24 protein-coding genes are annotated in these 26,674 nt (G+C 66.3%); 4 read left to right on the top strand and 20 right to left on the bottom strand.

All coding sequences use genetic code 11. The annotated features are described in order from the left end of the window. Nucleotides 1–52: 52 nt before the first annotated feature. Entirely contained in the window at nucleotides 53–1,528 is a 1,476-nt protein-coding gene (locus A5784_RS32025) for an adenylate/guanylate cyclase domain-containing protein (RefSeq protein WP_064948893.1), read from the bottom strand. A 9-nt stretch (nucleotides 1,529–1,537) separates the two neighbouring features. After that, nucleotides 1,538–2,320 carry an enoyl-CoA hydratase gene (locus A5784_RS32020; protein WP_064948892.1) on the bottom strand — a complete coding sequence of 261 codons (783 nt, stop codon included), beginning with the start codon at nucleotides 2,318–2,320 and terminating at the stop codon, nucleotides 1,538–1,540. Between the two features lie 161 nt (nucleotides 2,321–2,481). Between A5784_RS32020 and A5784_RS32015 the strand changes: the two genes are divergently transcribed. Continuing rightward, nucleotides 2,482–3,201, top strand: a complete 720-nt coding sequence (locus A5784_RS32015) for a TetR/AcrR family transcriptional regulator (protein ID WP_082945216.1) — start codon at nucleotides 2,482–2,484, stop codon at nucleotides 3,199–3,201. A gap of 313 nt (nucleotides 3,202–3,514) precedes the next feature. Then, nucleotides 3,515–4,360, top strand: coding sequence for a mycofactocin-coupled SDR family oxidoreductase (locus A5784_RS32010; protein ID WP_064948890.1), 846 nt, complete (start codon nucleotides 3,515–3,517; stop codon nucleotides 4,358–4,360). A 77-nt stretch (nucleotides 4,361–4,437) separates the two neighbouring features. Here the strand turns inward: A5784_RS32010 and A5784_RS32005 are convergent, their stop codons facing one another. From A5784_RS32005 to A5784_RS31920, 18 genes are all read right to left on the bottom strand, one after another. Further along, the gene (locus A5784_RS32005) at nucleotides 4,438–6,864 is read right to left on the bottom strand and encodes a CaiB/BaiF CoA transferase family protein (RefSeq protein ID WP_064948889.1); all 2,427 of its coding nucleotides are present in this window, start codon (nucleotides 6,862–6,864) and stop codon (nucleotides 4,438–4,440) included. 4 nt (nucleotides 6,865–6,868) lie between these two features. Continuing rightward, nucleotides 6,869–7,828 (bottom strand): enoyl-CoA hydratase/isomerase family protein, encoded by a 960-nt coding sequence (locus A5784_RS32000; RefSeq protein ID WP_064948888.1) that lies wholly within the window; start codon nucleotides 7,826–7,828, stop codon nucleotides 6,869–6,871. Further along, the gene (locus tag A5784_RS31995) at nucleotides 7,821–8,984 is read right to left on the bottom strand and encodes a M24 family metallopeptidase (protein ID WP_232006331.1); all 1,164 of its coding nucleotides are present in this window, start codon (nucleotides 8,982–8,984) and stop codon (nucleotides 7,821–7,823) included. Before A5784_RS31995 ends, A5784_RS32000 begins: the two co-directional genes overlap by 8 nt. Next, the gene (locus tag A5784_RS31990; protein ID WP_064948887.1) at nucleotides 8,981–10,213 is read right to left on the bottom strand and encodes a M24 family metallopeptidase; all 1,233 of its coding nucleotides are present in this window, start codon (nucleotides 10,211–10,213) and stop codon (nucleotides 8,981–8,983) included. The genes A5784_RS31995 and A5784_RS31990 overlap by 4 nt, the downstream gene beginning before the upstream one ends. Then, nucleotides 10,210–11,436 (bottom strand): amidohydrolase family protein, encoded by a 1,227-nt coding sequence (locus A5784_RS31985; RefSeq protein ID WP_064948886.1) that lies wholly within the window; start codon nucleotides 11,434–11,436, stop codon nucleotides 10,210–10,212. Before A5784_RS31985 ends, A5784_RS31990 begins: the two co-directional genes overlap by 4 nt. 26 nt (nucleotides 11,437–11,462) lie before the next feature. Further along, nucleotides 11,463–12,680, bottom strand: coding sequence for a cytochrome P450 (locus A5784_RS31980; protein WP_064948885.1), 1,218 nt, complete (start codon nucleotides 12,678–12,680; stop codon nucleotides 11,463–11,465). 10 nt (nucleotides 12,681–12,690) lie between these two features. Next, a complete protein-coding gene (locus A5784_RS31975) occupies nucleotides 12,691–12,885 on the bottom strand; it encodes a ferredoxin (RefSeq protein ID WP_064948884.1) in 195 nt (64 codons plus the stop codon). 6 nt (nucleotides 12,886–12,891) lie between these two features. Beyond that, entirely contained in the window at nucleotides 12,892–13,539 is a 648-nt protein-coding gene (locus tag A5784_RS31970; protein ID WP_064948883.1) for a TetR/AcrR family transcriptional regulator, read from the bottom strand. A gap of 110 nt (nucleotides 13,540–13,649) precedes the next feature. Continuing rightward, nucleotides 13,650–14,459: an SDR family NAD(P)-dependent oxidoreductase gene (locus tag A5784_RS31965; RefSeq protein WP_197514951.1), complete on the bottom strand. Its 810-nt coding sequence runs from the start codon at nucleotides 14,457–14,459 to the stop codon at nucleotides 13,650–13,652. Beyond that, the gene (locus A5784_RS31960; protein ID WP_064948881.1) at nucleotides 14,456–15,277 is read right to left on the bottom strand and encodes an alpha/beta fold hydrolase; all 822 of its coding nucleotides are present in this window, start codon (nucleotides 15,275–15,277) and stop codon (nucleotides 14,456–14,458) included. Before A5784_RS31960 ends, A5784_RS31965 begins: the two co-directional genes overlap by 4 nt. Continuing rightward, nucleotides 15,274–15,855, bottom strand: a complete 582-nt coding sequence (locus A5784_RS31955) for an NADPH-dependent FMN reductase (RefSeq protein WP_064948880.1) — start codon at nucleotides 15,853–15,855, stop codon at nucleotides 15,274–15,276. Before A5784_RS31955 ends, A5784_RS31960 begins: the two co-directional genes overlap by 4 nt. A 7-nt stretch (nucleotides 15,856–15,862) precedes the next feature. After that, complete coding sequence (locus tag A5784_RS31950) at nucleotides 15,863–16,843, bottom strand: cyclase family protein (RefSeq protein WP_156750910.1); 981 nt, start codon at nucleotides 16,841–16,843, stop codon at nucleotides 15,863–15,865. Beyond that, nucleotides 16,840–17,649 (bottom strand): coniferyl-alcohol dehydrogenase, encoded by an 810-nt coding sequence (locus tag A5784_RS31945; protein WP_064948878.1) that lies wholly within the window; start codon nucleotides 17,647–17,649, stop codon nucleotides 16,840–16,842. The genes A5784_RS31950 and A5784_RS31945 overlap by 4 nt, the downstream gene beginning before the upstream one ends. An 8-nt stretch (nucleotides 17,650–17,657) precedes the next feature. After that, on the bottom strand, nucleotides 17,658–18,968 hold the full coding sequence (locus tag A5784_RS31940; protein ID WP_064948877.1) for an LLM class flavin-dependent oxidoreductase: 1,311 nt from the start codon (nucleotides 18,966–18,968) through the stop codon (nucleotides 17,658–17,660). A 14-nt stretch (nucleotides 18,969–18,982) separates the two neighbouring features. After that, nucleotides 18,983–20,734, bottom strand: a complete 1,752-nt coding sequence (locus A5784_RS31935; protein ID WP_064948876.1) for an FAD-binding protein — start codon at nucleotides 20,732–20,734, stop codon at nucleotides 18,983–18,985. Further along, a complete protein-coding gene (locus A5784_RS31930; protein WP_082945215.1) occupies nucleotides 20,731–21,675 on the bottom strand; it encodes a 3-carboxyethylcatechol 2,3-dioxygenase in 945 nt (314 codons plus the stop codon). The genes A5784_RS31935 and A5784_RS31930 overlap by 4 nt, the downstream gene beginning before the upstream one ends. Then, entirely contained in the window at nucleotides 21,602–23,368 is a 1,767-nt protein-coding gene (locus tag A5784_RS31925) for a bifunctional 3-(3-hydroxy-phenyl)propionate/3-hydroxycinnamic acid hydroxylase (RefSeq protein WP_082945214.1), read from the bottom strand. Before A5784_RS31925 ends, A5784_RS31930 begins: the two co-directional genes overlap by 74 nt. Continuing rightward, on the bottom strand, nucleotides 23,293–24,189 hold the full coding sequence (locus tag A5784_RS31920) for an alpha/beta fold hydrolase (RefSeq protein WP_064948993.1): 897 nt from the start codon (nucleotides 24,187–24,189) through the stop codon (nucleotides 23,293–23,295). Before A5784_RS31920 ends, A5784_RS31925 begins: the two co-directional genes overlap by 76 nt. 128 nt (nucleotides 24,190–24,317) lie before the next feature. Here A5784_RS31920 and A5784_RS31915 point away from each other — a divergent pair, with 128 nt between their 5' ends. After that, nucleotides 24,318–25,031, top strand: coding sequence for an IclR family transcriptional regulator (locus tag A5784_RS31915; RefSeq protein ID WP_064948873.1), 714 nt, complete (start codon nucleotides 24,318–24,320; stop codon nucleotides 25,029–25,031). A 14-nt stretch (nucleotides 25,032–25,045) separates the two neighbouring features. Next, nucleotides 25,046–26,659, top strand: a complete 1,614-nt coding sequence (locus tag A5784_RS31910) for an FAD-dependent oxidoreductase (protein WP_064948872.1) — start codon at nucleotides 25,046–25,048, stop codon at nucleotides 26,657–26,659. The last annotated feature ends 15 nt before the right edge of the window (nucleotides 26,660–26,674 follow it).

The following is a 26,674-nucleotide window of genomic DNA, read 5'->3' as shown; positions in this document are numbered from 1 at the left end:
GACCCGCGGCGTGTCGGGTACCTACATGTCTGCTCGCGCAAGGAAACTCACGCTAGAGGGGCTCGGCGAACACGGTGGCGGTGCTACGCCCACGCAGTACTGTCGACCCTCGTACCGCCCAGCGCCTGCCTTCGCCGGCGTCGGCGCGAGCCAATGCGGCGCCTGAGCACAGCACGGCGGAATCCCAGTCCTTGGCGTGGTCGGCGAGCCGTGCCGCCTCGTTGACGGCATCGCCGATCACGGTGTACTCGTACCGGTTCTCGGCACCGATGTTGCCGGCGAACACCGAACCGCAGGACACCCCGACACCGAATTCGATGTCGGGCAGTGCATTCAGGCCGGGCACCAGGGCCCGGGCGGTCTCAAGTGCCGAGGTGGCCGGATTGTCCAGTGGCAGCGGCGCACCGAACACTGCGAGTACCGCGTCGCCCTCGAACTTGTTGATCAGCCCGTGATGTCGTTCCACCGTGTCGACGACGATCTTGAAGAAGCCGTTGAGCAGCTCTGCCACCTCCTGCGGCGGGCGGGATGCGCCCAGCGCGGTGGAGCCCACCAGGTCGACATAGAGCACGGCCGCCTCGCGGACGTCGCCACCCACTGCATCACCCTGCTGCAGCGCGTGCCGTGCCACGTCGACGCCGACATAGCGACCGAACAACTCCCGCAACCGGTTTCGTTCGGCCAACCCCGCGACCATCCGGTTGAAGCCGTACTGCAACCTGCCGATCTCCGAAGGCTCGTACACCTTGACCGAGACGCCCGACCACCCGCGCTCGACCGCTTTCATCGCGAGCACCACGTCGTGCACCGGATCGGCGATCGAGCGGGCCACCAATACCATCGACCGCAGCCCGAAAACCAACGAGATTCCGGCGAGCACCAGCACAGCGGCCTCCACCGGCGCGGTCTTCTGCACGAACCAGCCGTTGGAACGGGCCAGCACGATCAACGCGATCCCGACGGTCGGCAGGCCGCTGAACAGCGTCCAGATGGTCAGCAGCCGGCCCTGTATGCCAGGCATCGTCGCGCTCGTCGCCGATGCTCCGGTGAGTGAGGCCGCGACGATCGGTCGCAACATGCGTTGCGTCATCAGGAATCCCATGCAGGCCGCCGCCACGCCACCGAACAGGATGGCCCCACCCATCACATACGCCACCCCGCCACCGGCCCCGAGATTCACCACGGTGTAGACCGCGGCGCTCACGGCCCAGGTACCGAACTGAATGACCGCTTGGCGCGGACCTATCCGCATCGCTGCCCGCTGTTGCGCCGGCGTCGGCGGCGTCCCTGACGCGAACCAGGCGAAGGTGGGATACACGTTGAAGTAGCCGACGACCGTGTCGACCACCCCGGCACCGACCATCAGCGCGACGAACGCGACCAGATTGGCCTGGGTCAGCAGCTGACGCGCATCGCCGACGGTGTTGCGGCTGAGCGCCAGCACCACGAGCGTGACGGCCGCGGCCGCAGTGATCTGTGCGTAGGTCAGCCCAGTCGCGTACCGCACACTGAGCCGGATCGCGCCCATATCGCGGAGCTACTTGATGTTCGCCTTCATGTCGTCGAGGTTCACCAGAACCGGCCATCCGCCGACGCTCAGTGCGTTGCCGTGACCGGTCTGGTGCACGTCGAACACGGATTGGATCGCGGCGTAGAAGCCCTGGACGTCGAGCGTCTGGTTGACCGCCCGCTTGGCCTGCCGCAGCGCGAACGACGGCATCGCGGCGATCTGGGCGGCCAGTTCGCGGGTCTGGGCGTCGAGTTCGTCGCGTGGCACAACGCGGTTCACCATGCCGGTGCGTTCGGCTTCCTCAGCGGTCACCGCCCGGCCGGTGAACAGGATTTCCTTGGCCTTGCGGGCACCGAGTTCCCAAGTGTGCCCGTGGTATTCGACACCTCCGATGCCCATCAACACCACAGGATCGGAGAACAACGCATCCTCGGAGGCCAGGATCAGGTCACACGGCCAGCACAGCAGCAGCCCGCCGGATATGCACCGGCCCTGCACCGCGGCGATCGACGGTTTGGGCACATTGCGCCACCGCAGTGTGTATTCCAGGTAGCGGCGCGATTCATGTTCGATGATGAATTCCAGGGTGATCTTGTCCGGCACCGGGCCGCCGCCGCGCAGATCGTGCCCCGCCGAGAAGTGTTTGCCGTTGGCCCGCAACACGATCACCTTGACCTCGGGATCCTCGGCGGCCTTGGTCCACGCGGCGTCGAGTTCGTCGAGCAATTCGGGATTCTGCGCGTTGGCGGCCTCGGGCCGGTTGAGGGTTATGGTGCCGATGGAATCGGCGACGTCGTAATCGATGTACACGGCACTCCTCGACGATTGCGGCCAAAGAACGGCGGGGACGGATGAACCGCGGCATCCTTCTTCCCGAAGCACTTCTATAATTCCACTGATGAGAATACTATTCTCACTGCAAGAAAGTTACAATCTCCGACACGTTGGCCGCGAGGGGGTCTGGCACCACAATGGCAAGGCGTTCTCCGGTACAGTCAGTTCATGTTCTCCCGACTCGACACCCATCTCAGCCGCCGGTGACCACCGCCGGCGATGAACCCGCCTGGAAGCAACGGGCGGTCGAGCGGTCGATCAAAACCGCCAAGCTGCGAGCAGCACAGCGCGTACAGCGCTTCCTGGATGCCGCGCAGGCGATCATCATCGAAAAAGGCAGCACCGACTTCACGGTGCAAGAGGTCGTCGACCGCTCGCGGCAGTCGTTGCGGAGCTTCTACCTGCAGTTTGACGGCAAGCACGAGCTGCTGCTGGCCCTGTTCGAGGATGCGCTGAGCCGCTCCGCCGACCAGATCCGCGCCGCCACGGCCGGTCACACCGATCCCCTTGAACGGCTCAAGGTCGCCATCCAACTGCTGTTCGAATCGTCCCGGCCCGACCCGGCCGCCAAGCGGCCGTTGTTCACAGATTTCGCGCCGCGCCTGCTGGTATCGCACCCCTCCGAAGTGAAGGTTGCCCACGCGCCGCTGTTGGCACTGCTCACCGAGCTCATGGACGAGGCATCGGAGGCCGGGTTGTTGCGCAAGGGCATCAATCCCCGCCGGATGGCCGCAATGACCATGCAGACGGTGATGTTCGTCGCACAGTCGAGTGGAGGCGCCGACGAGGCCGCACCCCACCCGATCACCGCCGACGAGGTCTGGGATTTCTGCGCCCACGGTTTCGCCGCCGAGTGACGAGAACTACGTTCTCGCCACGGGTGCGCATTACCCATTGAGAGTGACGACGCATGTCGTCCAATCCATAGCGCCGGCCATATCGATGCGCGTGGACTCTCCGAGCCCTCCAGGGACGATTCCCTGACCTGCAGGCCACTGAAGTGCATCTTCTCACCGTATTGAGAACCATCTTCTTCTAGGCGAAGAGTATAAATTGTCGGATAAGAGTCCGTCGTTGACATCGTGCCGTGCGCGGTGACAGAGTGCTGAGCAGGTGCACAGAAAATCGCCGAAGACGCACAATTCACCACGATCAGAACTGGGGTACGCAATGACGGGACGGGTGGAAGGCAAGGTCGCTTTTGTCACTGGCGCGGCTCGCGGTCAGGGCCGCAGCCACGCGGTGCGGTTGGCCCAGGAGGGCGCCGACATCATCGCGATCGATATCTGCGGGCCCATCCGCCCCGGCGTGGAAACCGCCATCCCGGCCTCGACCCCCGATGATCTGGCCGAAACCGCCAATCTGGTCAAAGGTCTCAACCGGCGCATCGTCACCGCCGAGGTAGACATCCGGGATGCCGCCGCGGTGAAAGCCGCCGTCGACAGCGGTGTCGAGCAGCTCGGCCGGCTCGACATCATCGTGGCCAACGCCGGCATCGGCAACGGTGGCGACACGCTGGACCAGACCAGCGAATTGGACTGGGACGAGATGATCGACATCAATCTCTCGGGGGTCTGGAAGACCGTGAAAGCCGGTGTCCCCCATCTCATCTCCGGTGGACGCGGCGGCTCGATCATCCTGACCAGCTCGGTCGGCGGACTCAAGGCCTACCCGCAGTGTGGCAATTACGTGGCCGCCAAGCACGGTGTCGTCGGACTCATGCGCGGATTCGCAGTCGAGTTGGGCCAGCACAACATTCGGGTCAACACCGTGCACCCGACCCATGTCGCGACACCCATGCTGCACAACGAGGGCACCTTCAAGATGTTCCGGCCGGACCTCGAAAACCCGGGCCCCGACGACATGGCGCCGATCTGCCAGCTGTTCCACACCCTGCCGATCCCGTGGGTCGAGCCCGTCGACATCAGCAACGCCGTGCTGTTCCTGGCCTCCGACGAGGCGCGCTACATCACCGGCGTGACCCTGCCCGTCGACGCGGGTAGCTGCCTGAAGTAGCCCACCTTTTCCCGCCGAGCAGACGTCAAGGTTCGCGAAACCCGGTGTGTCGCGGACTTTCACGTCTGCTCGGCGGGTTAACGCACCGCTTTTCGTCGCCCGCCGACCCCGGGCACGGTACCGATGACTCCGTCTGCGGCCAGCTCGGCGATCTCGGCGTCGGTCAACCCCAGTGCCGTCAGGATTTCGTGGTTGTGCTCACCGAGCATCGGGGCAGGCTCACGGTGGAAGACCGACGGGCCGTCGGTCAGGTTGACGGGAAGCGTGCTGTGCGGCGCCGGGTCGTTCACAGGGTGTGCGACCTGCTCGAAAAACCTCCGGTGCTGCAGCTGCGGCAGTTCGGTCTGCCGGTGCGGCTGCATCACCTTGGCCACCGGAACTCCGGCAGCCCAGAGGGTTTCGACGACCTCGTCTCCGGTGCGGGGCGCACACCAGGCGCCAAGGCGCTCATCGATGAGGTCGTGGGCCCCACGGCGCCCCGCGGCAGTGCTCAGCTCGGCGGCCATCGCCCAATCAGGCCGGCCCAGCGCGTCACGCAACGCCTCCCACTGCGCATCGGTCTGCACCGCCAGAGCCACCCAGCTGTCGTCACGGCCGAATTCATCGACCTCAGCGGTCCGGTACAGGTTCTGCGGTGCGGCCGTCGGGCCGCGATTGCCGTCGCGCTGCAACAGCGCTCCGTACGCCGAGTACTCGATGACCTGCTCGGCAGCGATGTTCAGCGCAGCGTCGGCCATCGCGGCCTCCACCAAAACGCCCCGCCCTGTTTGGCGTCGATGTTCCAGCGCCAGCAGCACCGCGTTGAGCGCATGCACACCCGCGTTGGGATCACCCACCGAATACGGCTCGTAGGGCGTACGGTCGGGAAACCCGGTGAGCCAGCTCAATCCGGCGGCATCTTCGATGATGTAGGCGAACGCGGGGTTGTCCCGCCACGGCCCGTCCAAGCCGAAGCCCGGCATGCGGACCATGATGATGTCGTCGCGCACCGCTCGCATCGACTCGAAATCCAGTCCGATCTGGTCGATCACGCGTGGGGTGAAGTTCTCCACGACCACGTCGCAGGTTGCGATGAGACGGCGCAACAGGTTCCGGCCCTGTTCGGTCTGGAAATCCAGCGTCAGGGACTTCTTGTTCGTGTTGAGTGCGCTGAAGATCGGTGAGCGTTCCCACCATTGCTCGACGGTTGCGGGGATTCCGGCGATGAGCCGGGTCCCATCCGGACGCGCAGTGGATTCCAGATGGATCACCTCGGCGCCGAGCATGCCGAGCGCATGCGTGCACGACGGTCCAGCCCAGAAGGTCGTCATGTCGAGCACGCGCAACCCCGCGAGCGGCAACCGGTTGCTGGCCGGCTCCCCGGCAGGCGCCGGGCGTGCCGTCAACATGCCAGCACGGTAGGCCTCGGTGTGCTCGCCGAGCCGCGGTGCCGGCGCGGGTGGCCGCAACGGACAATCGGTGAGCCGGTACGGCGGTGTGGGCTGGGTGAACCCGTCGCGCGGGTTGGTGGTGAACGAGCTGCGGGCGACGAAGTGGTCCATGGCGACGACGTTCTCGCCATTGCCGACCGGGGACGTAGGAATCCGAAAGGCCGCCGCGAGCTCGCGGAGGTCATCTGCCCGCTGCTCACGGATCCAGCGGTATAGCTCGTCGGCATGCAGGTTGGCCTGCTCGGTGATGGTCAGCTCGGTGGTCTCGTCGATCCATTCGTCATGACCCGACATGGCGCACAGATCCCACCACTGCTGCGCGGTGCCGCAGCCGAGTGCGACGAGCCCGTCGGCGGCCTGGGCCACACCCGGTACGGTAGGGCGCCGTTCGGTGCGCCACGGGTGGCCGAGCATCTGGAAGTAGGTCACGGGATAGTAGGTCAGGCCGAGGATCTGGACTTCGAGCATGGAGAGATCGATGAGCTCACCGTGCCCGTCGCGCAGCGCCCGCGCCCGCAGCGCCAGCGTCATCGCCGCGGCGTAGGCGCCGGTGACCCAGTCCCCCACCTGCCCGCCGATGGTCACCGGCGGGCGATCCTGCGAGCCGCGGCCGATTCCGATGGCTCCGCCGGACCAGGCCTGCAGGGTGAATTCGGTGGCGGCCCGGTCGCACCAGGGCCCGTCCAGCCCGAACGCGGTGATGGTGGTGACGATCAAGTGCGGGTACCGGCGGTGCAGCTCATCGGGTGCGACCCGTTGCGCCACCGGCGATTTCGGGGACCACACGACGGCATCGGCGGTCGCGACCAATCGGTCCAGCAGGTCAAGATCGGCGTGCTGTTCTGGATCGACCACCACGCTGCGTTTGCCGCCGGCGAGGAATCCGAACAACGCGCCGTCGGTGTTCGACGGGATTACCGCAGCCGATGCCGACCAGCGGCGCAGCGGATCGCCCGCAGGCGCTTCGACTTTGATGACGTCGGCCCCGCCGTCGGCCAGGATTTTCGTACAGTACCCACCGGCGATCCCGGTGGACAGGTCGACGACGGTGTACCCGGACAGTGGTGCGGTCATAGGCCTATTCGGGCTTGGCCCGGTTCTTCTTCGACAGCCGGAAGTCGGGCGGGAACTTGCTGTCGTTGTCGTTGACTGCCGCCGACAACCCCGAGTCGATCGACTCGAACATGTCGAGGTCGTCATCGCTGTCGTTGGACACCCCGTTGCCCATCGACTCGAAGAACGCGCTGAGCAGGCTACCCATATACTCGCCCTGTTGCTGTTTGAAGATCTCGAAGAACATCTTCTGCTGAAAGACGGTGTCCACGGGCCGGTTTCGTGCACACGCGCGGGCGTACTTCTCGGTTTCGGCCTCCAATTGGTCCCGCGATACCACCTTGTTGAGGAAGTTGCAGTCGTACATCTCGGCGGCGGTGAACGGGCGGCCGGTGAACACCATCTCCTGAAACTTGCGCAGCCCCATCATCTGGACCCACGTCCACATGCGCGGGCCCCAGCCGTGGTAGCGGAACGACGGATGGCCGAACAGCGCGTCGTCACTGGAGATCACCAGATCGGCATCCGCACACTGGTAGAAGTGCCAGCCGTAGCAGTAGCCCTTGGCCTCCACGATGCTGATCTTCTTGAAGTCCTGCAACGCACGGTTGCCGGCCTGCGAGTTGGCGTACCAGGCCGAGATGGTGGCGCCGTTGCGGAAGGTGCCTTTCGGTGGGTAGGTCACCTCGCCGATGCCGTCGTCCTCCAGCCGCAACTCCGCCAGCCGAGCCGCCGGATTGTCATTGCCTTCCATGAACTCCGGTAGGTCGGCGCCGCTGCCGAGGTTGTCGCCGACGCCGCGGATGATGACGACCTTGACGTCGTTGTCGGTGTTGGCAGCGCGCAGCACGTCGGCGTAGCGCAGCCGCGCCATCGACGTCGGCGCGTTGAGGTATTCCGGCCGGTTGAACGTGATGGTGGCGATCTTGGTCCTGGGATCCTTGTCGTAAAGGATGATCTCCTCGGGTTTGGGTCTCTCAGCCATTGCCGACCTCATTCCAGTGCGGGCTGGTGGAGAGCACCACGGAGCCGTCGGCGGTGATCAGGACCGCGTCCCGGCTGAACACCGCACCGAGCCCCTGCTGCCACACGTGTGCGGTCACCGCCAACACCATGCCCTCGGCCAGGATCTCCGCGTCAGATGTCGCACGCAGGTGCGGTGACACCACGGGCGGATCGAAGCCGAGACCTAGACCGTGTGCCACCGGCGCCGGCGGTACCGGCTCACCCGCCGCGGCATAGGCGTCCAGCAGGGCACTCGCCGGATTGCCCGGCTTACAGGCAGTCAAGAGCTTGTCCCACAACGCGTCTCGGCGGGCGTAGAGCGCGCGCACGGCCGACGGCTCCGACAGCTCCCCGACCGGCAGCGTACGGGCCACCTCACCGACGTAGCCGTCGGCGAGCACACCGGCGGAGACCACCACCAGATCGCCGTCTCGCAGCAGGCCGTCCCCGGCAGCCCGCCGCCACGGGGTGTCCTTGCTGGTGATCCATGCCGAGTCCTGGGTAGCGGGGGTGCTCACGCCGCCTGCCGCCTCGGCTTCCATCAACGCACCGGCCAGGTTTCGTTCAGTGGTTCCCGGAACAAGCTCGGCCACAGCCGAAGCCAATCCGACTTCGGCCACGCGTACCGACGCGCGTAGCGCCGTCACCTCGGCGGCCGTCTTGATCCGTCGCGCGGCCCGCATGGCAGGCTCGCCGTCGACCAGTTCGGCGTTGGGGAACGCCATCGGTAGCAGCTTGGCGAAATTCGGTGTCAGCGCATCGGTTCCGACCCGCTTGGCGGCGTCGGCCCCGGCGATGCCTTGCAGTACCCCGATGAGCGTCATGGGGTTCCAAGCCAGACCATAGAGGTGATCGTGGTCGATCTCCTCGGGCATGCCCTCATCCCAGGTGCTGTTGAGGTGGATCGCAGCGGCGGCTCGCACGAAGGTGCAGATCGGGCCGAACGGCCGGGTGCCCGCGACCCACAGTTGCGGGGCCCCCGTCACGTACCGCACGTTGGCCTGCCTGCCGAGCACCAGGATGTCGAGGTCGTGGGCATCCATCTGCTCGAGAACACGACTGCGCCGGCCGAAGCGTAGGTCATACGGGTCCGCCTCTATTTCGGTGCGGGCCTCGGTGCGCACGCCGGCGCTCACAGGTAGGGCTCGTACGGGTAGTCGGTCAGCGGAATCCAGCCGCCCTCGGTAATGACCACGATCTCCTCGCTTCGATAACCGCCGGTGCCGTCTTCCCAGATCACCGGTTCCAGAACCAGCAACATGCCGGCCGGGAACACGAAATTGTCGTCGAACTCCTCGCCCAGATCGGTCCCGATCATCGGCATCTCGGCCGCATTGGTGCCGATGCCGTGACCGATGTAGAAGTGCGGCAGCCACGGTTTACGGCCGCCCGCGGCCTTGATCGCCGCACGGGCCAGATCTCCCGATGTGGCACCGGCTTTCGTCACCGCCAACACCGCACCGAGAATGTCGCGCCACTGATGGAACTGGTCATGCTGGCGGGTGGTGGGTTCCTGCCCCACCACCCAGGTGCGGCCGAAATCCGAGCAGTAGCCGCCGTAGGTGATCGACACATCGGTCCACAGCACATCGCCCTTGGCGAGCTCGCGCTCGGTGGTCAGCAGGGGCAGCGCCAGATCGCCGTGCGTTGTCCAGGTGCCCTCGGCCTTGGTGGAGGGCATCACCTGCCAGATGGCCTCCAGCATGTTGGCGGTCGCACCCAGTTCGAAAGCGCGCCGGACGAATTGCGCCGACAGGTCGATCTGCCGGACGCCGGGCACCAACGCCTTCTGAACGTCGACCATGGCCTGTTCGGTGATGCGGCAGGCCCGCCGCACCGCTGAGATCTGGTCAGGGGTCTTGACCAGCTTGGCCGCTCCGACCACCGGCGCGGCGTCGAGCGGAGCGCCGCCGGGGAACAGCCGCCCCGTCGCCCGGCGCATCGCGCCGGTCAGCTCGTCGACCGCCACCGTCGCGCCCGGCCGGATCAGCTCGGCCACCACCTTGGCGAAATGTTCGACGCCCTCGTCGAATTCGAGGAACAGCGGTCCGTGCAGATGATCGTCGGGCAGATCGGTTTCCAGCGCCGCACCCTCGCGGGCCGGCATGAACAGGTGGGGGTACTGGTCATCGGCAAGCACGACGGCGACTGGTCGTTCGACATGAGACAGGCCCGCATCGAGCAGCGGCCAGCTCGCCCCCGTCGCGTAGACGACATTTCCGTTGCCCAGCAGAATCAGGGCATCGACGCCCTGCTCGCGCATCGCGGAGCGCAACCGCACGCTGACTTCGCGACGCATCCGGGCGAAGTCAGGCTCGTCCGGGATGTCGATCGCGGTGGTGTCGGGTGTGGCGAAAGTGGTCATGCCTGACCCCCGATTGCTCCTCGCGCGCGCATCGCCCCGATTGCTCCTCGCGTGCGCAGTCCCAGGAACTGCTGGACATTGGTGCTGACGATCTTGGTGGCGGCGTCCGGCCCAACCGCGTCGACGACGGCCTTCAGCGATTTCTCCGAGTAGCCGAACGTGGACTCGTTGTGCGGGTAGTCGCTGGACCACATCACGTTGTCGACACCGATGTCGTCGATCAACCGCAGTCCCAGTGGGTCCACCATGAACGACGCGCTCATGTGACGAGCCCAGTAGTGCCGAATATCGTGCTGCAGTTCATGGTTGAACATATGTCGGTACGAGGCGAGCATGTGCTCGGCATCCTGCAGGGCCGTCGGGACCCAGGCGATACCGCCTTCGAACCAGCCGACCTTCAACGCGGGATGCCGGTCGAGGATGCCGGAGAACACATACTTGGCGAACTGCTCGCGAAACGAGTCGACGTTGACCATCATGCCGACCACGACGCTGTTGTTCTGGCACGGCGTCTTGGGCGGAGTCTCACCGATATGGTGGCTGACCGGTACCCCGGAGGCTTCGATCTCGTCCCATACCGCGTCCATGTCGGTGCTGCCGTAGTCGTAGATGTTGCCCTCATCGTCCTTGCCCGGGTTGAGCGGCAGCAGGAAGGTCTTGAGTCCCAACGACTTGAGTTCCTCGAGCGTGCGGCGGGTACCCGACGGATCCCACCAGTTGATCAGCCCGACGCCGTAGAAATGTCCGCCCGAGCGCTCCTGCAGATCGGCGATGTGCTCGTTGTAGATGCGGAACACCCGCTCACGGATGCCCTTGTCCGGGTAGTGGAACAGCGCGAGCACGGCATTGGGGAACGCCAGCTCCTTGTCGATACCGTCCTCGCCGAGTTCACGGATCCGGGCGTCGATGTTGTTGGTCGCCGCGCCGGCCAGATCGTCGTACTGCATGAGCACACGGCCGAAATCGCCACCTGTCCAAGCCTTGCCCTTCATCCCGACCATGTAGGCGCCGTCCTCGTACCAGATGCGCGGCGCCGCGCCCTTGAGTTCGTCGGGGAAGCGGTCGTAGAAGATGTCGTCGGCCACCGAGATGTGGTTGTCGGCCGAGAAGACCTCGGTGCCCTCGGGGAGTCCCGTCAAGGCGCCCTCCGTCGCGTGGCCACGCCGATTTTTCGGCGCGCCAAAGCCTTCCGACGGATAGAGCGTGGCGGTCACAGTGGACATGGGTTTTCTCCGATCGGGGCGGTAGGTCACCAGGTGACGGGAAGTTCGTAGACGCCGTAGGCGAGGCGGTCGTGCTTGAACGGCACCTCGTCGAACGGAATGGCCAGCCGCAGCGTGGGAATGCGGCGCAACAGGGTGTGGAACACGATCTGCAGTTCGGCGCGAGCAAGCTGCTGGCCCACACATTGATGGCGGCCGTACCCGAAGCCCAGCTGTTGCCCGGCGTCGCGGCTCAGATCCAGCTTGTCCGGATGCGCAAAGGCCTTGGCGTCCCAGTTCGACGGGGCCAGGTCGATGACGATGCCTTCGCCGGCGCGGATGGTCTGGCCGCTGATCTCGATGTCGTCGACGGCGACGCGCCGCTGACCGTTCTGGATGATGGACAGGTACCGCATCAGTTCCTCGACGGCGTTGGCGATCGCCTTCGGATCCTCGGTGTTGCGCAACAGGTCGGCCTGTTCGGGGTTCTCAAGCAATGCCAGCACGCCGATGCCGATCATGTTGGCGGTCGTCTCATGACCGGCGATGAGCAGACCCGTGCCCAGCTGCGCAGCCTCTTTCACGCTGATTTCACCGGCGTTGACCCGCTCGGCCAGATCCGATACCGCGTCCTCGGCGGGGTTCTGCTGCTTGGCCTCGACAAGGTTGATCAGGTACTGCGCCAGGCTCATCGCGCCCTTCTGGCCGTCCTCCGCGCTCGCATAGCGCGCCAGGCCGACATTGGCGTGATGCTGGAAGAACTCGTGGTCTTCATAAGGGACACCGAGCATTTCGCTGATCACCACGGTCGGGACCGGCAGCGCGAGTTTGGCGACGAGGTCGGCAGGCTGCGGACCGGCGAGGATCGCGTCGATACATTCGTCGGTGATCTTCTGGATCGCCGGCCGCAACCCCTCGACCCGGCGGAAGGTGAACGGTTTGGAGAGCATCCTCCGGAAGCGGGTGTGTTCTTCGGCGTCGGAGGTGAACACCGAACGCGGTCGCTTGTCGACGGTGGAGAGCATGTGCTCGTTCCAGTGCGGGAAGCCCGAACGACGATCGTCGACGCTGACCCGCGAATCGGCGAACAGGGCGCGGGCCTCCTCGTGACCCGTGACAAGCCACGGAGTGCTGCCATCCCAGATCCGCACCCGCCACAGCCCGCTGTCATGACCCAACATCTGCGGCGGCGGAGCGAACGGGCACCTCGCGTCGCGCTCCATTGGATAGTCGGGAATGTCGACTTCAGTCAGAGTTTCGGACATACAGGGGATCTCATTCCTCGATCGCGATGGCCAGGGCGGGGCAGGCCGCCGCTGCCCGCCGGGCACCATCGACGTGTTCGGCGCCGGGGCTGGGTTGCAGCAGGACGACAACGCCGTCGTCGTCACGCTGGTCGAACAGTTCGGAATCGTTGAGCACGCACTGTCCGGACGAGACGCATTTGTCCTGGTCGACAGAGATTTTCACGTGGTTCTAGCCTTCCCGAGTGACCGGCGCCCGCCAGAGCCCGACGATCGCATCGACGAGTCCCGAGGCCGCATCCGACCACGAGGCCCGCGGCACAATCGCCCCTTGGGCCAGGCCGTGTTCACGGTCTGCGCAACTGTGCATCAACAGGTTTCGCGCCATGATGTTGCGTTCGGCGCGGACCTCAGCGGGTAGATCCGGCAGGCAGTTCGTCATCCCGTCGATCACCTCAACCAGCGACGGACTGCTCAGCGCGTCCCTGACGATGATGTCGTGGTACGCCGGGTCCGTCATCACCTGAGCGGCAAAACGGGCGTACCAGGTCGGGTTACCCAGTGCGGCAAGATGATCGGTGAGCGGACGCACCAGACAACCGACCCAGTCCCGCAGATCGGCCGAACCGCCCAGGTCGGCGACCATCTGTTCGCGAAGCTCCTCGATGGGGCCGCGGTGCTTGTGCTCGATGGCCCGGACCAAGTCGGTCTTGGTGCCGAAGTGGTAACCGACCGCGGCGTTGTTGCCTTGCCCTGCCACCTCACTGACCTGACGGTTGGACACCGCGAATACGCCATGCTCGGCGTAAAGCCGTTCAGCCGCTTTGAGAATGGCCTCTTGCGTGGAGCTGACCCGCTCGGTTCGGGCTGTCGTCACCATTACAGTCAACGCCCATAGTGTCACTAAGTCAAGCAGTTGATTTAACTCGCCGAGACGACGCTTTTTGGCGCGGTAACCGGGTTACCTCGCCAAGAAGCGTCGTCTCGGCGCTAGGGCTTCTCCTTGCGGACGATGACCTTGCCCGCCACGGTGCCGCCGTCGATCGGCAGCACGGTACCGGTGACATAACGCGACCGGTCACCGGCGAAGTACAGCGCCGCCTCGGCGACGTCATCGACGGTCCCCTCCCGCTTGAGCGGACGGTCGGCCCGCATCTGTGCCCGGATCCCCGCTTCGAACTGCTCGATCCGCCCGCGATCCTCGGCCGACGCGGATTTCGCGACGATGGCCGTCCGGATATTGCCGGGCGCGATGGCGTTGACGCGAATCTCATAGTGCGCCAGCTCGATTGCCGCGGATTTGGTGAACTGGATGACGGCGGCCTTGGAGGCCCGGTAGGTCATCACGCCGCCACCGGCCTGGATCCCACCGATCGACGTCAGGTTGATGATCGAACCGCCGCCGTGTACAGACATGTGCCGGGCAGCGTCCCGGGTGCCTGCCATCACGCCGAGCACGTTGACCCCCATCACGTGGTGGAAGTCCGCCAGATCGTCGTCCATGAAGCGCCGGTGCATGGTGCCCGATACCCCGGCGTTGTTCACCATGATGTCCAGACCGCCGAACCGCTCGACCGCAGCGGCGGTCAACGCACCGACCTGCTCAGGGTCTGCCACGTCGGTCGCCAGGAACGACGTGCTGTCCCCCAGCTCGACGGCCAGGGCAGCGCCGCGGTCCTTTTCGACGTCCCCGATCATCACGTGCGCACCTTCTGCGGCGAAGCGGCGCACCAGGCCCTCACCGAGTCCTGCCGCGCCGCCGGTGATCACCGCGACCTTGCCCGCCAGCTCGTTCATCACACCTCTTTCAAGAAGTTCACCAGCACCGCGTTGACCGCTGCAGGCCGTTCGATCTGTGGGCAGTGTCCCGCTTCGGGGATCACCGTGCTGCACGCCCCGGCGATCTGACCGGCGATCGCCGCAGCCCAACCCGCGGGGAGCAACTTGTCGCGGGCACCCTCGACGATCAGAGCCGGGATGCCGATGCGATCGTAGGCCCGCCGCGACGACGGTGGCGGTGGCGGTTCGAGACCAGGACGGCGGAACCGGGCCGCCGCCAAGGCTTCCCAGGCCCCAGGCGCGATGCTCGAGTCGTACCGTCGCTGCACATACGCGTCGTCGGCCGCATAGGCGGGGTCGGCGAACAGCGCGGTGACGATGCGGCGCATGCCCTCGAGGGTGGCGTCATACTCGTAGAGCGCCGCGCTGTGCTCGTTGCGCTGGATCTCTCCGCCCCCGCAGATTGCCACCAGCGATCGCGCAGGAAGCCTGGGGTCGGTCGACGTCAGATCGACCAGTAGATTGACGGCCCCCATCGAGTTGCCCACGAAATGCGCGGAGTCGACACCCAATTCGGCACAAAACCGGGCGACGTGCCGGATCCGCATGCCGCGCCCGTCGGTGAAGTCGACGACCTTGGCGCTCTCCCCGAAGCCCAGCATGTCCGGCGCCAGCACCCGGTAGTTCTCGGCGAGGGCGGCAATGGTGTGTTCCCAACCCAGTTCGGCATTCGCCCCGAACTCGCCGCCATGCAGCAACACCACCGGATCGCCGCTGCCCGCCTCCAGATAACTGGTGGCGAGCCCGTCGATCTCGATGCTGCGGCGCCGGTAGGTCATCGGGCACCTGCGCCGGACACAGCGAAGTTGAGCAGCTGGGTGGCGAGGAGGTCGAGCTGATCGCGGACCGGGCCATCGGCCAGTTCCCCGCTGTCGGACCAGATCTGCTCGGCGGAGTTGATCGCGACGCCGAGCGGTGTCGGCCAGGCACGCAAGGCGTGGCCGATGGACCTCAACTGCCCCAGTGTGCCGACCGCGGCCTGCCAGCCGTACGCACAGCTGATGCAGCCCCACGGGGTGTTGTCCAGATAGACCCGGGGATCCTCTCGGAGGTCTTCGATGTAGTCCAACGCGTTCTTGACCAGACCTGAGATGGCACCGTGGTACCCCGGTGACGCCACCACGACGGCGTCGGCGTCGCGCAGGGCTTTCACGAGCTCCAGGGCGGCGGGGGTGCGGGCCAGGGACTGCGGCTCGTACATCGGCAATTCGAGATCGGGGCCCGCGAACATCCGAACCTCACCACCCTGGCGCTGTACCGATTCCAGGCAGTACCGCAGTGCGCGTTCGGTCGATGACCGGGCGCGTAAGGTGCCGCCGAGACCTACGACGAACGGGACTCTCTCGGTCGACGTCATGCTCTCCTCATTTGATCGCAATGGGATTCACCGGAGAACCCACTGCTCCGGTGACACGCAGTGGTGGAGCGACGAGTTGGAATTCGTAGACCCCGTCGGCGGCGCAGTCGGCGGCCAGTGCGGTCAGGTCCCAGTACTCGCCGAGCATGAGACCCATGTCGCGCAGGCACAGCATGTGCATCGGCAAGAACGCGCCGTCGACCCCGGACGCCGGGTTCTCCACCATCAGGTTGTCCGCGGCCACCGCGGCCACCTCGTGATCGTGCAACCACGAGGCACAGGTCCAGTCCAGCCCGGCTCCGGGTTCGGCCCCGTCGCCGGTCTGCAAAAACCGCGCCCACCAACCGGTTCGGACCAAGACGATGTCACCATGCCGCACCTCGACACCCTGGCTGCGGGCAGCGGCGTCGAGCTCGGCGGGCATGATCGGGTCGCCCAACGGGCAGTACGTGTCGGCCCCACGCAACCGCACGATGTCCAGCAGCACACCGCGCGAGGTGATGCCCTTGCCGTCCACCTTGTCTATCCCACAGTGGAAGGCCCCGGCGCTCGTCACCGATTTCGCCGGAAAACCGTTGTAGAGCAGCTCCTCGTAATACACGTGCGACAACGCGTCCCATTGGGTGGCGGCCTGCAGCGGCATGATGATCAGGTCGTCGTTGAACCGCATCGGGTTGCCGTCGAAATAGCCGGCTAGTTGTCCGGCCGCCGGGTTCTGTAGCCACTTGGGCCCGTACTCCAGCAGCGTGTTGGTATCGCCGCCGTCGATGGTCATCACGTGGGTGGGGTTCTGCCGGAAATGGAATGCCCCCTGCGGGCCCGACGAGCCGAAGTCGACACCGAGCGGAAACACCGTGCCGTGCTTGACGAGGCCGGCAGCCTCGGCGACCTTGTCGGCGGTGATGAAGTTCAGCGTGCCGAGTTCATCGGCGTCGCCCCAGCGTCCCCAGTTGCGCACATCGTCGGCGACGCGGCGAAAGTCGGTCATATCGGCCACTGGTGCTCCCCTTTCAGGGTTGCCGCGATCCTGGCGGCGACGGTGCCACCGTCGACCCAGATGACTTGCCCGGAAATGTAGCTTGCCGCTTGGCTATTGAGGAAGGCCAGAACCGATGCCTGCTCGTCAGCGCCGCACACCCGGCCCAGCCGCTTGGGGAATGCGTCCAGATAGTCCTGGCCGTACGCACCGCGCAGCTGGTCCAGGATCGGGGTGTCGGTGACGCCCGGCCCGGTGCAGTTGATCCGGATCCCGCGGTCTCCCAGGGCGAGTGCGCGGGTCATTCCGTAGAGGATGATCGCCTCCTTCGACAGCCGGTAGCCGCCGTCGGCCAGCGCGTCGGGATTGGCCTCGCACCAGGTGATGCCGTCCGCCATCGACGTGGTGGCCAGCAGGCCCGCCGTCTGGGCCGCGTTTTCCCGGTAGTTCGCGGCCGCCAGTGACGACACGTTGGCGATTGCCGCACCGTCGGGCATCTTTGGCAACAGCGCCTCGGTGAAGTGCCGCATGCCGAGGAAGTTGACGGTGACCACCAGCACCGGCTTGCCGATCCCCGAAGACACCCCGGCGACGTTGAACAGCGCATCGACGGGTCCGTCGACGGCAGCGACGGCGGCATCGATGGACTCGGCATCGGCGAAGTCCACCTCGATGAACCGCGCCGGAAGATGTTCGGGTCGACGCAGATCCATTCCCGTGACGTGTGCCCCCAGCTCGGTCAACTGCGCCGCGAGATGCGCGCCGATGCCCGAAGCGCATCCGGTGACGACGACACGGCGGCCGTCATAGCGCCACATGTCGTCGGTCAGCTTGCCGCGTCGCGGGCAGCCTTCTCGGCCTGAGCTGCCTTGACCCGGCCTTCGTTGATCTCGGCCATGGCCTCAGGGATCTCCCCTGCGGTGAACTTGCCACCGCGGCCCGTCGGCAGGCCACCGAACGAGTACGTCTCGTCGAACAACGGAGCCTCCGACGGTTGGCGTCGCGATTCGACCTTCTCGATCACCGGTGCGAGTCGCTTGGCCTTGGCGGCAACGGCTTTGGCGTCCCGCTCGATGAACTCGGGCAGGATCTCCCGGCCCATGATCTCGATGGATTCCATCGTGCCCTCGTGGCTGCGGGGGTTGAGCAGCAGGATGATCTCGTCAACCCCACTGTCCTCGTAACCGCGCAGGAACTCCCGCACCGTATCCGGCGAGCCGATGGCACCGCGGCCCGGCCCGTACGCCAGCGTCGGATCTTCCTTGACCGCTTGCTCGTAACGCTCCCAGACCTTGGTACGACCGGGTGTGTGCATGCCGGTCAGGTAGTAGTGCATGATTCCGAACGAGAAGAAGCCGCCGCCGATACCGAGCCGCTTGAGTGCCTCCTCGTCACTGCGAGCGACCATCATCGACAGATCGCCGCCGATGGCGAGCACGTTGGGGTTGATCGCCGGGGTCACCGGGGCGCCTTGTTCTTCGAATTCCCGGTAGTAGCCGGCCACGCGTTCTTTGAGTGCCTCGGGCCCCGTGTACGCGAAACTCAGTGCGCCGATGGCTTTCTGCGCGGCCATCTGCACCGATGACGGACGGGTGCAGGCCACCCACACGGGTGGGTGCGGGCTCTGTAGCGGCTTGGGGATGACGTTGCGGGCCGGCATCTCGACGTGTTCCCCCTTGAATCCGGTGAACGGCGCCTCCGTCATACAGCGAATCGACACCTCAAGGGCTTCTTCCCACATGGTGCGCTTGTCGGCTGGGTCGATGTCGAAACCTCCGAGCTCGGCGACCGAGGACCCCTCGCCCGTGCCGAACTCGACCCGCCCATTGGACAGGTGGTCCAGCGTGGCGACCCGCTCGGCGATGCGGGCCGGATGGTTGATGGGCGGCGGTAGGTGCATGACGCCGAATCCGAGCCGGATGTCCTTGGTGCGTTGGCTCGCCGCGGCCAGGAACATCTCCGGCGCTGTCGAGTGGCAGTACTCCTCGAGGAAGTGGTGTTCGGTGAGCCAGACCGTGGAGAACCCGGCCTTGTCGGCGGCCTCCACCTCTGTCAGACCGTGCTGGAACAGCTGATGTTCGTCACCGTCCGACCAGGGTCGGGGCAGCGGGAATTCGTAGAACAACGAGATCTTCATATGTCGTTTCCCTCCTAGGAAATCCGTTGCTGCAGTGAGGTTTTTGTGGTCACGGCGGCCACGTCCGAGCGGCCGGCGGCATGTCTGGCCGCGACGTAGCCGAACGTCATGGCCGGGCCGATGGTGGCCCCGGCCCCCGCGTAGCTGCGGCCCATCACCGCTGCGGACACATTGCCCACCGCGTAGAGGCCCTCGATCACCGTGCCGTCGGCCCGCAGCACGCGCGCGTGCTCATCCGTGCACAACCCACCGGAGGTGCCCAGATCACCCAGGATGATCTGGAATGCGTAGTACGGCGGTTTGCCGAGCGGGCGCAGATTCGGGTTGGGCAGCGTCGGGTCGCCGTAGTAGTTGTCGTAAGCGCTGTCACCCCGGTTGAAATCGTCATCGTGACCGGCCTGCGCCAGCTGATTGAACCGCTCGGCCGTGGCCCGCAGATTCTCCCGGGGCACACCGATCTTGTCGGCCAGCTCATCCCAGCTCTGTGCCTGCATCACCACACCGGAATCCAGCCAGGCCTGCGGCACCTTGCGTCCGGTGGGCACGGGCGCGAACGGGATCTTCGGGATCGGCAGGTGCCCGGCCACCACATAGCGATGGAATGAGCCGATGTCGGTGATCAGCCAGCACGGGATATGGGTGACCCCGCCTTGTTGGCCCGCGATCATCGCGTGCGCGAAATCCATATACGGCGCGGCTTCGTTGATGAATCGCCTGCCCTCACCGTTGACGACGAACTGTGACGGCATCATCCGTTCGTTGAGCATGAACTGCAGCCGCCCGTCGGGCCAGCAGATCGCCGGGAACCACCAGGCCTCGTCGAGCAGATCGGTTGCTGCACCTACCTTTTCCCCGGCGCGGATGCCGTCACCGGTGGACGCGGGGTTGCCGAAGCTCCAATCCTTCTCCAGGACCGGCAGATGCTCTTTGCGCCAGTCCATGTCGTGATCGAAACCGCCCGAGGCCAGGATCACCGCGCGCCGGGCCCGGATCCGCTGCGGCCGCCCGTCGCGTTGCACGACCGCGCCGAGTACTTCGCCGCCCGGACCGGTGATCAGTTCGGTCATGGGCGTGTCGAGCCACAGCGGGATGTCGTGCTGTTTCATGGCCAGCCGCATCCTGGCGGCCAGGGACTGGCCGATGGCGGCCAGCCGGTCGCCGAACACCCGGGCGCGGAACATCCGCCAGATCAGTTTCACCAGCACGGCCTTACCGCGCCAGTTCTGCCGGATCTGGTAGAAGAGCCGAAGGTCTTTGGGGGCGAACCAGATTCCCTTGGGCGCCAGCGCCAGCGGGGTCAGCAGATGGCGTTCCTCGGCACCGAGCTTGCGCAGGTCGATGGCCGGCACGTTGATGGTGCTGCCCTGCGCGGACCCGCCCGGCAGCTCCGGGTAATAGTCGGCGTATCCGGGCTTCCAGACGAACTCGAACCAATCACTGGTGCGCTCCAGGAAATCCATCATCTCGGGTGCAGCCGTCACGTACTGACGCAATCGGGCATCGCTGACCGTGCCCTCGGTGATCTGCTTGAGATACGCGAACACGCCATCGGGCGACGGCACGTACCCCGCTCGTCGCTGCGCAGGTGCCCCCGGCACCCAGATGCCACCGCCGGACAGCGCGGTGGATCCGCCGAACTGGGGCGACTTTTCGACGACGAGCGTGTCGAGCCCGCACGCGTCGGCGGTCAGCGCAGCGGTCATGCCACCGCCGCCGGAGCCGATCACCAGCAGGTCCACGGTGTGGTCGAACTGTGCTGAGGTCATGATGCGCTGGGTACCGCCGTCCTGATCGCGAAGCCTGCTATCAATTCCGGTGCCGCCCGGTAGAAATGGTTTCCCGTCCGATACGGTCCGGCAGCGGCGAGCGCGGCGAACGCGGCCAGCCACGTGCGGATCTCATGAGCCGAGTTGCCGCCCTCTGCCGCGATGAACGTGTTGGACCAGCCGTCCAGATCAGCGAGCCTGCCCTCGTCGAAGATGTCGAGCAGACTGCGATCCCAATCCGGGTTGAGCGGACGCAACGGGCTCTCACCGTGGGCGAAATCCTGCGCGGCCTGGCGCACCGCGGCCTGCCGCGCCAGCCGTTGCTCTGGCGTCATCGCCACCCCGTGCACGATCCGGCCCAGCGCCGCGGCAGGCGCGCTGGCCAGCGTCGGCACCGGCGGATCATGGGATAGTCCACCGGATCCCAGCACCAACACGCGCAGGTTCAGAGTCCCGAGATAGGCACCGACGGCCGTGCCGAGCGCCCTGGTCCGGGACAACGGGCCCAGCGGGGCGGCCACCGAATTGATGAAGATCGGCACCACCGGGCGCGCGGTCGCGTCGCCGAACAGCTCCTGCAGCGGCTGCACGGTGCCGTGGTCGACGTCCATACTCGACGAGACGGCAACGTCCACACCGGCTTCCCAGCAGGCCTGCGCACACGCCTCGGCGATGTCCGCCGCGACGTCCAACGGGCCCTCCTGAGTTCCGTAGTCACCGACGCCGGTCGCGGCGGTGCCGACGCAGAACGGCGGCATCAGCCGGTAGAAGAAGCCGTTGTAGTGGTCGGGTGAGAACGTGACCACCAGTTGCGGGTCGAACGCGGCGACGAACGCGCGTGCCGCGTCGAGCCCGGAGTCGATCTCGTCACGCAGATCCCGCGGCGGCCCCGGAAGATTCAGCAGCGGGCTGTGGGACATACAGCACAGGGCGATCGGCATCGTCACCTCCCTTCCCCGTCACGTGCAGGACGTCGAACAGGGCGGCGCTCAATTCCGGTGCGCGCTGGGCAATGTCGGCTCCGGCGATACACCGGTCGGGGCGGATCACCAGTACCGACTCGGTGTGACCGTCGAACCACGCCTTGAGCGCGCCGCTGCGGTCGCCGACGATCACGACGTCGGGATCGGCGGGTTGGCCATCGGCGTCCCAGTGCAGCTGCGTCTGGGGTCGCGCGGCAATGAAGCTCGCGCCCAGCGCCTTCCACCGGCCGAAGGCCTTTGCACCGAGCACGGCTCGCGGATTGTTGTTCCAGCACAGCACCGCGAAGCCCGGCCCGATCACATCGTCGAGCAGCACATCGCACTGCTCGCGGGTATCGACCCGCGGCTGGATCCACAGGGTGCCCACCGGGGAGGTCTGGCTCGGCGGCTTCGGGTGGTGGATCGCACCCTGGTCGTAGCGAGGCATCGGCTTGAACCGCATCTCAAGCACATAGCGCTTGAGTGCGGGCACCACCGAGGCACCGCGGATGAGCCGGTCCCGTATTGCGGCGACACGTCGGTTGGTGGGTGAGATGACGCGGCCGACCATGGTGGACAGGTCGATCATGGCCCGGGCGTGCTTGCGCCGTTCGACGTCGTAACTGTCGAGCAGCGGATCAGCGGCCTGCCCGTTGACCACGGCGGCCAGCTTCCAGCCGAGGTTGGCCGCGTCGCGGATACCGCTGTTGTAGCCCTGCCCCTGCCACACCGGCATCAGGTGGGCGGCGTCCCCGGCGAGCAGCATCCGCCCGGCTCGGAAGGCACCGGCGATGCGGGAATGGTGGGTGTAGGCACGCTGCCGGATCACGTCGACCCGTTCGGGATGCGGGATGAACGGTGCCAGCAGCCGCGCCACAAACACGGGATCTTCGGCCTGCTGGTCGGTTTCGTCGGCATGGATCATGAACTCGAAGCGCCGGATGCCGTGTGCGATCGAGATCGACGCGTACGGGCGGTCGGGGTCGGCACCCACCTCGCTGTTCGGGTGTCCCAGTGGGTCGTTGGCGAGATCGATGACCACCCAGCGGGTGGCCGAGGTGGTGCCGTCGAAGGACACGCCCATCAGGTGCCGGGTGGCGCTGCGTCCGCCGTCGCACCCGACCAGGTACTTCACCTGCACGGTGTCGGGGCCGAGGTGCACGGTCACGCCGTCGCCGCTCTGGGCGGCCGAATCCATTCGGCGCCCCCATGCCACCCGGACGTGGTCGAAGCGGTCCAGGCCGGCCAGCAGCTGCGCATCCACCATCGGCTGCACGAAGCCGTTGCGCTTCGGCCACCCGAACCGCACGTCGGCAGGCGACATTTCGGCCAGCAACCGTCGCTTGCCGTCGTAGAACCGCAGGATCTGGTTGGGCACGGTGTGCGGCAGGATCGCCTCGACCAAGCCGATCGACTGGAACGTCCGCAGTGACTCGTCGTCCAGCCCAACTCCGCGCGGGTAGTCGATCAGCGAGTCGCGTTCGTCGGCGACGAGTGTCCGAACACCTTGCAGACCAAGGATGTTCGCCAGTGTCAGGCCCACCGGGCCGGCGCCGACGATGACGACGTCGTAGTTGAGTGCAAGTTCGTCCGCCACTAGTGCCCCAGCAGGAAATCCAGGTGCAGTCGGTTGAAGGTGTCGGGGTCCTCGTACTGCGGCCAGTGCCCGCATCCCGGTATCACCTCGAACCGGGCGCCGGGGACCATGTCGGCGATGCGTCGCCCCTCGGCCACGTCCGCAGTCGGGTCGTCACTGGTCCACACCACCAGCGTCGGCGCGGTGATCGAACCATACTCCCTGGGTCCCAGGAGATTTCGGGCACGGATCTCGGGATCTTGTAGCGCCATGATGTCACTCATCGCCGCGACGAAGCCCGGCTGACGATAGATGCGCCGACGACTGGCCACAATGTCGTCGCAATCCTTGGTCTTATCTGCCATCAGCCACTTGATGCGCGCCTGCACCGTCTCCCAGGTGGGGTTTTCGGCCGCCGCCATGGACAAGGTGACGATGCGTTTCATCACCGCGGGATCGGCCTGAGAACCACCGGCGGTGTTGAGCACCAGCCGGTCGACACAGTCGGGATGATCAACGGCTGCCCGGGCCGCGACCCAGCCGCCGAGCGATTCACCCGAAATGTGCGCCCGGCGAACGCCGATCGTGTCGAGGAAGCCGATCAGATGCTCGACGTAGTGCGCCACCTCGAGCGGATGACCGGGCTTGTCGGTATAGCCGTGGCCGAGCATGTCGATCGACCAGGTCGAGAAGTGCTCGGCATGCGACGCCAGGTTGCGCACGTAGGCCTCGGCGTGGCCGCCCGACCCGTGCAGCAGGACCAGTGTCGGCAGCGCCTCGTCTCCGGCATGCAGGTAACGCGTACGCACGCCCGCGACGTCGAGATAGCCCTGGGAGAACGCGACACCCTGAAGATCGCTCCACACGCTCTCGAACTCCGCAGGGCGAGTGACAGACACAGCGGCAGTGCTTGTCATGATCTCCTCTCTGGCGTGTGAGAATGCCATTCTCGAATTATGTAAGCACTTTGCTCATTTATCGCACATGTTCGTGCATTATTATCAGAGCATTACTCTCGTGGAGATCTCTGTCAAGGAGGGGCGCGATGCCGAACCCGGTCACCCAGCCGCGGACCGACGGTGCACCCAACGGCGTTCCCGGGTCACAGACGCTGGCGCGAGGCCTGAGTGCACTACAGGCGATCGCCAACGCCCCCAACGGATTGACCGTTCAACAGGTCGCCGACCATCTCGGCGCCCACCGCACCATCGCTTACCGGCTGCTCGCGACGTTGAGCCAATTCCGTTATGTCGCAAAGGGAGACGACGGCAGATACCGCCCCGCTGCCGCGCTTGCGGTGCTCGGCTCGTCGTTCGACAACAACCTGCGCCAGCTGTGCGTGCCGACGCTGCGCGCACTTGCCGACGAACTCGGCACCACGGTGTCGCTCCTGGTGGCCGAAGGTGACCAGCAGGTGGCGGTCGCGGTGCTCACGCCGACCCAGGTGTTCTACCAACTCTCGTTCCACGAGGGCAGCCGGCACCCGCTGGAACTGGGTGCCGCGGGCGCGGCGTTGCTGGCGAGCATGGCACCGCGCCCCGCGGAACGCGATCTGGTTCGCCGGACCCGCGAACAGGGCTGGGTGATCACCCACGGCGAGATCGAGCCGAACACCTTCGGGCTGGCGGTGCCGGTCCGCAGGCGCGCGCCGTCACCGCCCACGTGCATCAACTTGATCTCGCACCGCGAGGACGTCGTCCTCGGCGGCAAGGACGCGGTGGTGCGCGCCGCGCACGAACTGTCCACAATCCTGCACTGAAAGGCCATGCAGCAATGACAGATTGGGACGACGAGGTCGATGTCGTGGTACTTGGCAGCGGAGGGGCCGGGCTGACGGCAGCACTGACCGCCGCCGTCAACGGCGCCACGGTCGCCGTCTACGAGAAGGCCGCCACCGTGGGCGGAACTACGGCCGTGTCGGGTGGGATCGTCTGGATCCCCGCCCACGACCGCGGCGCCGACGGGCCGCTTCCGGTCTCCGACGCGCTCGCGTACCTGCGCGCGCAGGCACTGGGCTACATGGACACCGAACTGGTCGAGACGTTCGTGCGCACCGGCGCCGGCATGCTCGACTTCGTCGAGGAACACAGCGAGCTGCGGTTCGCCGTCGCCGAGGGCTTTCCCGATTACAAACCCGAGCTGCCCGGCGGGCGGCCCGGCGGCGGACGCTCGTTGAGCGCGGGACCCGTCGACCTCGCCCGGCTGGGCCCCTGGCGGGACCGGATCACGTCGTTCCCAGCCGATTTCAGCAACGTCGGCATCGACGCCGAGACCCGCGCGCGCATCCACGCCGGCTATGACGACCCGGACGCCGACTTCTGCGTCGCGGGTACGGCGCTGATCGCCGGCTTACTGCGCGGCCTGCTCGAACTGGGTGTGCAGCCGATCACCGGCGCTCGTGCGATCGAGCTGGTCGGGGACTCCACAGAGATCACCGGAGTCCGAATCTGCATGGACGGCATGGATATTCGCGTGCGGGCGCGGGGCGGAGTGGTGCTGGCCACCGGTGGGTTCGAGTGGGACCCCAGGCTCGTCGAGGCGTACCTGCGCGGGCCGATGCGCGGTCCGGTGTCGCCACCCAACAACACCGGCGACGGGCTGAGGATGGCGATGGCACACGGCGCGGATCTGGCCAACATGGGCGAAGCCTGGTGGGTGCCGGTTGTGCAGATTCCCGGCGACACCATCGACGGTCACCCCCGCAGCCGCAGCGTGCGACTGGAACGCACGCGGCCGCGCAGCATCATCGTCAACCGGGCCGGTCAACGCTTCCTCAACGAGGCAGGCGAATACAACTCGATGGCGGGGCCGTTCCAGTACCTCGATCCGAAAACCGGATATGCCAACGATCCCGGCTGGATCGTCTTCGACTCGATCCACCTGCACCGCTACGGATTCCTGGGGGTCTCCCCCGGCGAGCCGGTGCCCGACTGGTTTTCGCCGTCGGCCGATGTGACCGAACTGGGCGCCAAGACCGGCATCGATCCAGAAGGCCTGGCCGTCACTCTGCAGTCCTGGAACGAGAACGTCGCGCGCGAGGTCGACCCGGATTTCGGCCGCGGTTCCAGCGCCTACGACGGCTACTGGGGCGACCCGTCGGCCGCGACGCCGGCCGGTCAGACACTCGGCCCGATCGACACCGCCCCGTACTACGCCGTGCCGGTCACGATCGGCGCGATGGGCACCAAAGGCGGCCCGCGCACCGACCGGGACGGGCGCGTACTGCATGTCAGCGGGGCGCCGATCCCCGGGCTGTTCGCCGCGGGCAATGCCATGGCCGGTGTGACGGGCAAGGCCTACGGCGGCGCGGGCGGAACCCTGGGGCCCGCCATGGTGTTCGGGTACCGCAGCGGGTACACCGCAGCGACGGGCAAGTCCGTCACCTGACCGCTCGGGATAGCC

Origin of the sequence: Mycobacterium sp. 852013-50091_SCH5140682, assembly GCF_001665685.1 — a bacterium.
In the GTDB taxonomy this organism is placed as follows: Bacteria; Actinomycetota; Actinomycetes; order Mycobacteriales; family Mycobacteriaceae; genus Mycobacterium.
This window is presented reverse-complemented; position numbering and strand designations above follow the sequence as displayed.

Excerpts from the sequence above, each read along its gene's own strand:
- A5784_RS32015 (WP_082945216.1), top strand. The coding sequence starts at position 2,482 with ATGGCAAGGCGTTCTCCGGTACAGTCAGTTCATGTTCTCCCGACTCGA.
- A5784_RS31985 (WP_064948886.1), bottom strand. The coding sequence starts at position 11,436 with ATGTCCACTGTGACCGCCACGCTCTATCCGTCGGAAGGCTTTGGCGCG.
- A5784_RS31915 (WP_064948873.1), top strand. The coding sequence starts at position 24,318 with ATGCCGAACCCGGTCACCCAGCCGCGGACCGACGGTGCACCCAACGGC.
- A5784_RS32025 (WP_064948893.1), bottom strand. The coding sequence starts at position 1,528 with ATGGGCGCGATCCGGCTCAGTGTGCGGTACGCGACTGGGCTGACCTAC.
- A5784_RS31980 (WP_064948885.1), bottom strand. The coding sequence starts at position 12,680 with ATGTCCGAAACTCTGACTGAAGTCGACATTCCCGACTATCCAATGGAG.
- A5784_RS31910 (WP_064948872.1), top strand. The coding sequence starts at position 25,046 with ATGACAGATTGGGACGACGAGGTCGATGTCGTGGTACTTGGCAGCGGA.
- A5784_RS31950 (WP_156750910.1), bottom strand. The coding sequence starts at position 16,843 with ATGACCGACTTTCGCCGCGTCGCCGACGATGTGCGCAACTGGGGACGC.
- A5784_RS31935 (WP_064948876.1), bottom strand. The coding sequence starts at position 20,734 with ATGACCTCAGCACAGTTCGACCACACCGTGGACCTGCTGGTGATCGGC.
- A5784_RS31925 (WP_082945214.1), bottom strand. The coding sequence starts at position 23,368 with ATGCGGGCACTGGCCGCAGTACGAGGACCCCGACACCTTCAACCGACT.
- A5784_RS32005 (WP_064948889.1), bottom strand. The coding sequence starts at position 6,864 with ATGACCGCACCACTGTCCGGGTACACCGTCGTCGACCTGTCCACCGGG.
- A5784_RS31990 (WP_064948887.1), bottom strand. The coding sequence starts at position 10,213 with ATGACCACTTTCGCCACACCCGACACCACCGCGATCGACATCCCGGAC.
- A5784_RS32010 (WP_064948890.1), top strand. The coding sequence starts at position 3,515 with ATGACGGGACGGGTGGAAGGCAAGGTCGCTTTTGTCACTGGCGCGGCT.
- A5784_RS31940 (WP_064948877.1), bottom strand. The coding sequence starts at position 18,968 with ATGAAGATCTCGTTGTTCTACGAATTCCCGCTGCCCCGACCCTGGTCG.
- A5784_RS31930 (WP_082945215.1), bottom strand. The coding sequence starts at position 21,675 with ATGCCGATCGCCCTGTGCTGTATGTCCCACAGCCCGCTGCTGAATCTT.
- A5784_RS31955 (WP_064948880.1), bottom strand. The coding sequence starts at position 15,855 with ATGACGTCGACCGAGAGAGTCCCGTTCGTCGTAGGTCTCGGCGGCACC.
- A5784_RS31970 (WP_064948883.1), bottom strand. The coding sequence starts at position 13,539 with ATGGTGACGACAGCCCGAACCGAGCGGGTCAGCTCCACGCAAGAGGCC.
- A5784_RS31945 (WP_064948878.1), bottom strand. The coding sequence starts at position 17,649 with ATGTGGCGCTATGACGGCCGCCGTGTCGTCGTCACCGGATGCGCTTCG.
- A5784_RS31920 (WP_064948993.1), bottom strand. The coding sequence starts at position 24,189 with ATGACAAGCACTGCCGCTGTGTCTGTCACTCGCCCTGCGGAGTTCGAG.
- A5784_RS32000 (WP_064948888.1), bottom strand. The coding sequence starts at position 7,828 with ATGGCTGAGAGACCCAAACCCGAGGAGATCATCCTTTACGACAAGGAT.
- A5784_RS31960 (WP_064948881.1), bottom strand. The coding sequence starts at position 15,277 with ATGACCTACCGGCGCCGCAGCATCGAGATCGACGGGCTCGCCACCAGT.